Source organism: Acidovorax sp. HMWF018 (assembly GCF_003061035.1).
In the GTDB taxonomy this organism is placed as follows: domain Bacteria; phylum Pseudomonadota; class Gammaproteobacteria; order Burkholderiales; family Burkholderiaceae_C; genus Acidovorax; species Acidovorax delafieldii.
This window is the reverse complement of the sequence record NZ_QAIM01000427.1, coordinates 1805-5538: the sequence shown is the minus strand read 5'-3', so window position 1 is coordinate 5538 and position 3734 is coordinate 1805. Positions and strand designations below refer to the sequence as shown.

Genomic DNA, 3734 nt, shown 5'->3' with positions numbered 1-3734 from the left:
GGTGGAGGCATCGACCTGCGTGGTCGTCACCGCCACCGGCACGCTGGCACTGACGGCCAGCGTATCGTTGCGCACTTGCTCCAGCAGGGCGACGGCCTCCTGCTGGTGCTCATCGATCGAGACGATCACACCCGCAAAGTCCTGGTGCGTCAGCCGCTGCTGGGCCATGCGCACGCTGTTCACCTGCCGCACGGCGGGCAGGTTCAGCTGGCGGGCCGTGGAGACGATGATGCTGCCCGTCAGCGAGCTGGGTTCGATCAGCAGGATGTCCTGGGGGCTGTGATCGCTCATGGGGCGGAGGCTCCCTGCTCGCGGCGCACCAGTTCTTCCACTGCCAGGTCGCGCAGGGAACCGAGGATGGCCAGGTCGATGGCGTCCAGTGTGCGGGGTTTGCTATCCAGCAGGCACAGGGTGCCCACGTTGTGCCCATTGGGCAGCTTGAGCGGCGCGCCCGCATAAAACTGGATGTAGGGCTCCCCTGTGACCAGCGGGTTGCCGATGAAGCGCTCGTCCTGGTTCACATCGGGCACGACCATGATGTCGTCCTGCAGGATGGCGTGGCCGCAGAACGAGATGCCTCGCGAGGTCTCGCACTGGTCCATACCCACCCGCGACTTGAACCATTGGCGGTCGCCATCGATCAGCGAGAGCAGCGCCGTGGGCACATCGAACTCCTGCGCGGCAAAGGCCGTCAGGCGGTCAAACCGCTCTTCGGGCGGCGTGTCCAGAATCAGCAGCTGGCGCAGCGCCTGCAGGCGGTCGGGCTCGTTGGCAGGGCGGGGTGGTTCTTGCATGGTGGCGACCCGGCGGGTGGTGCGGCAAAGGGCTTCATTATCGGCGGGTGCCGTGTCGCGTGCATCGCGCGGCATCACACCGGACGGGTCCCTCAGTGGCTGCGCGCACTGCCTTGCGACGGGGTGCCGCCACGCCCGAACTGGTGCCAGGCCCGGCGCAGCTGCGTGTCGGAGCTGAACCCCGCCATCAGCGCCGCCTGCGTCACGTTCTGGCCGGACCGCAGCGCGGCCTCGGCAGTGGCCAGGCGGATGCGGCGCAGGTATTGCAGCGGTGCGATGCCCGCATGTTCCAGAAACAGCCGCGTCAGATGCCGGGGTGAGGTGTGGGCCACCTCGGCCATCTGCGGCACGCTCCAGTCGGCCTGGGGCTGCTGGCCCACGGCATCCTGCACGCGGTGCAGGGCCGGATGCAGGTGGTTGCGGTGGTGCAGAAAGGGCGAGAACTCCGGGTCGTTGGGCCCCCGGCGCAGGGCCACCACCATGGCCTGCGCCACCTGCGCGGCCAGCGTGGGGCCGCAGGTGTCCGAGATGCGGTGCAGCAGCAAGTCGATGCCCGTGGTCACGCCAGCGCTGCTGTACACGGCGCCATCGGCCACAAACACGCGGTTGGCCACCACGTCGCAGCGCGGGTCCACGGCGGCCAGCTCGTCCAGATGCTGGTGGTGGGTGGTGGCACGGCGCCCCGTCAGCAGGCCGGCATGGGCGGCCAGCACCGAGCCCGCGCACACGGTGATCAGCTCCAGCTGCCCCGCCACGGGCCGCAGCCCGCGCAGCCAGTGCAGCAGCGCGCGGGCCTCGTCGCCGTCCACCGCGATGTGTTGCCCGGCCAGGCCCACCAGCACCACCCAGGCGGGGCTGGGCAGCGTGGCAGGCAGCGGCTCCAGCTGGGTCAGCACGGCACCTACTGACGAGACGGACTCGGGCGTGGGGCTCACAAAGTGCTGCACAAACCGCTCGGGCTGGCCTTGCTTGGCCAGCGTCTGATTGGCGATGCGCAGCGCTTCGGCCGGGCCCGCCCAGTCCAGCACCAGGCTGCCCGGCAGCAGGGCGAAATAGACGTGGATGGGGGAGGAGGCCGGGTTTTGCATCGATGGCTTTGGGTCAGGCTAAAAGCGTGTCAGGGCTGGGGGTTCCAGGGCGTGTCCATCTGGCGGGCCGTGCGCTCGGACAGCGCCGCGCCCAGCTGCCGGGTGACCAGGTGCAGGCTCATGTCGATGCCAGCGCTGATGCCAGCGGATGTGACGAGCGCGCCCCGGTCCACCCAGCGCACATTCTCCTGCACGTCGAGCGCGGGGTACTGCGTGCGCAGGTCGGCGGTGTCCTCCCAGTGGGTGGTGGCCGGGCCTTCGGTCAGCACACCGGCTGCGGCCAGGATGAAGGCCCCTGTGCACACCGAGGCCGTGATCTGCGCTCGGCCTGCCGCCTGGACCACCCAGGCGCGGGTGGCGGGGCAGGCCGCAGCGGCATCGACCACGCCGCCGGGCACGATCAGCACATCGGGCGCGGTGGCGCTGGCAAAGTCCGCATCGGGCAACACGCGCAAACCCGCCCGGGCGCGCACCGGGTCCAGGCTGCGGGCCACGCACTGCACCACAAACGGTGCAGGCGCGCCGGGATGTTGCCGCTGGTGCATGCGGCTGGCGGTGGTGAAGACCTCATAGGGCCCGCCCAGGTCCAGGGCCTCCACGTCGTCGAACACCAGGATGGCGACCTGCAATGGCTGGGCGCTCACTGTTGTACCTTCGGCTTCGCCTGCGGTGCGAGCTTGCTTGGGGCGGCCCGGCGCGGCGCTCATGCGGCCGCCCGGTCCAGCGCCTGTTGCACGGTGCACAGGGTCGCAAAGCGGCCTTGCAGCACGGTGGCTGTGCGGGTCTTGATGTCGGCCGCCGCCAGCACCTGGCCGTCGGGCTGCACCATGTCCCAGGTCAGCGTGGCATCGGTCACGTAGTCCACGTCCCAGCCCAGGTCGGACGCGTGGCGGGTGGTGGTTTCGCAGCATTGTTCGGTGCGGATGCCGCTCACGATCAGGCGCTGGATGCCATGGCGTGTCAGCCACACATCGAGGCCCGTGCCCACCAGCGCGCTGTGGCGCGATTTGGTGAAGGTGGCTGCTGCGTCGAAGGTGGCCAAGCCTTTCAGCGGCCGCACCTGGCCCGAGGCCTGCGAAAACGGGTTCTCGGCGACTTCGGGGCCGTCGCTGTGGAACACGCGCACCACCGGGATACCCTGGGCGACACACCCGTCGATCAGCGCGTTCTGCGCTTGCAGGTAGGCAGGCAGCTCGCGCTCGGTGAAAAAGGGACGGTGGCGGAACGATTCCTGGACATCAATCACTATCAGACAGGTTTTCATGGCGTGCTCACAGAAGCAGTGGTTTGGATGTGCTTATCTTCGCTGCCCAGCGGCCGACGGTCCGAACTGACGGAGACAGGATTCGATCAATTTCAGCCATCATTCTGTGGCGAATGACGGGCCTGGCTGACGCCCCAGGCCATTTCAGGTGCTGCGCTGGCCCTGTGAAGCGGGTTTTTGAGCCATATCAGCGTTATGCGCCGGTACATATTGCCTTTCAAGCTATCAAAGACATAGCGCTATCCGAGCCATGCGGGAAGCTGTTAAGGTGGCTAGGGTTTTCCCTGATTTTTGAATATCGACCGCCAGACCCCCTGCCCGCCTATGCCCCGCCGCTCCCGCCTGTTCTCGCTGTCGTCCCTGACGCGGGCCTACCAGCGCAATCTCAAGGCCTTCGCGCGGGCTGCGCGGGCCAGCACCCGGCCGGTGCGGGCCAAGGCAGCGTCCAAACTGCGGACAGCGCCGCGCAAGGCGGCGGTTGCCAAGATGCCTTCCACGGCCCGCACACCGCGCCCCGCAGGCAAGCCGGTGCCGTCGCGGGGCGAGTGGATGTCTGGCGTGGCCCCCGGCCCGGCGGGGGCGCGGCGG

The 3734-nt window shown here is 68.7% G+C and carries 5 protein-coding genes and 1 pseudogene; 1 reads left to right on the top strand and 5 read right to left on the bottom strand.

Going from position 1 to position 3734, the window contains the following annotated elements; all coding sequences use genetic code 11:
• From DBR23_RS17920 to DBR23_RS17900, 5 genes are all read right to left on the bottom strand, one after another.
• Positions 1–291, bottom strand: a 291-nt coding sequence (locus tag DBR23_RS17920; protein WP_108499126.1) for a histidine kinase, incomplete at its 3' end; no start/stop codon positions are given.
• Positions 288–794 (bottom strand): GAF domain-containing protein, encoded by a 507-nt coding sequence (locus tag DBR23_RS17915; RefSeq protein WP_108499125.1) that lies wholly within the window; start codon positions 792–794, stop codon positions 288–290. The genes DBR23_RS17920 and DBR23_RS17915, both read right to left, overlap by 4 nt.
• A gap of 92 nt (positions 795–886) precedes the next feature.
• Entirely contained in the window at positions 887–1882 is a 996-nt protein-coding gene (locus tag DBR23_RS17910; RefSeq protein WP_108499123.1) for a GlxA family transcriptional regulator, read from the bottom strand.
• 29 nt (positions 1883–1911) lie between these two features.
• Positions 1912–2526, bottom strand: a complete 615-nt coding sequence (locus tag DBR23_RS17905) for a DJ-1/PfpI family protein (protein WP_108499124.1) — start codon at positions 2524–2526, stop codon at positions 1912–1914.
• Positions 2527–2585: 59 nt separating this feature from the next.
• The gene (locus DBR23_RS17900; RefSeq protein WP_108499122.1) at positions 2586–3146 is read right to left on the bottom strand and encodes a cysteine hydrolase family protein; all 561 of its coding nucleotides are present in this window, start codon (positions 3144–3146) and stop codon (positions 2586–2588) included.
• 324 nt (positions 3147–3470) lie between these two features.
• Here DBR23_RS17900 and DBR23_RS30960 point away from each other — a divergent pair.
• Positions 3471–3734 (top strand): annotated as a pseudogene (locus DBR23_RS30960) (phospholipase); the annotation flags it as partial.

Coding starts and splice junctions, on each gene's coding strand:
- DBR23_RS17915 (WP_108499125.1), bottom strand. CDS start 794: ATGCAAGAACCACCCCGCCCTGCCAACGAGCCCGACCGCCTGCAGGCG.
- DBR23_RS17910 (WP_108499123.1), bottom strand. CDS start 1,882: ATGCAAAACCCGGCCTCCTCCCCCATCCACGTCTATTTCGCCCTGCTG.
- DBR23_RS17900 (WP_108499122.1), bottom strand. CDS start 3,146: ATGAAAACCTGTCTGATAGTGATTGATGTCCAGGAATCGTTCCGCCAC.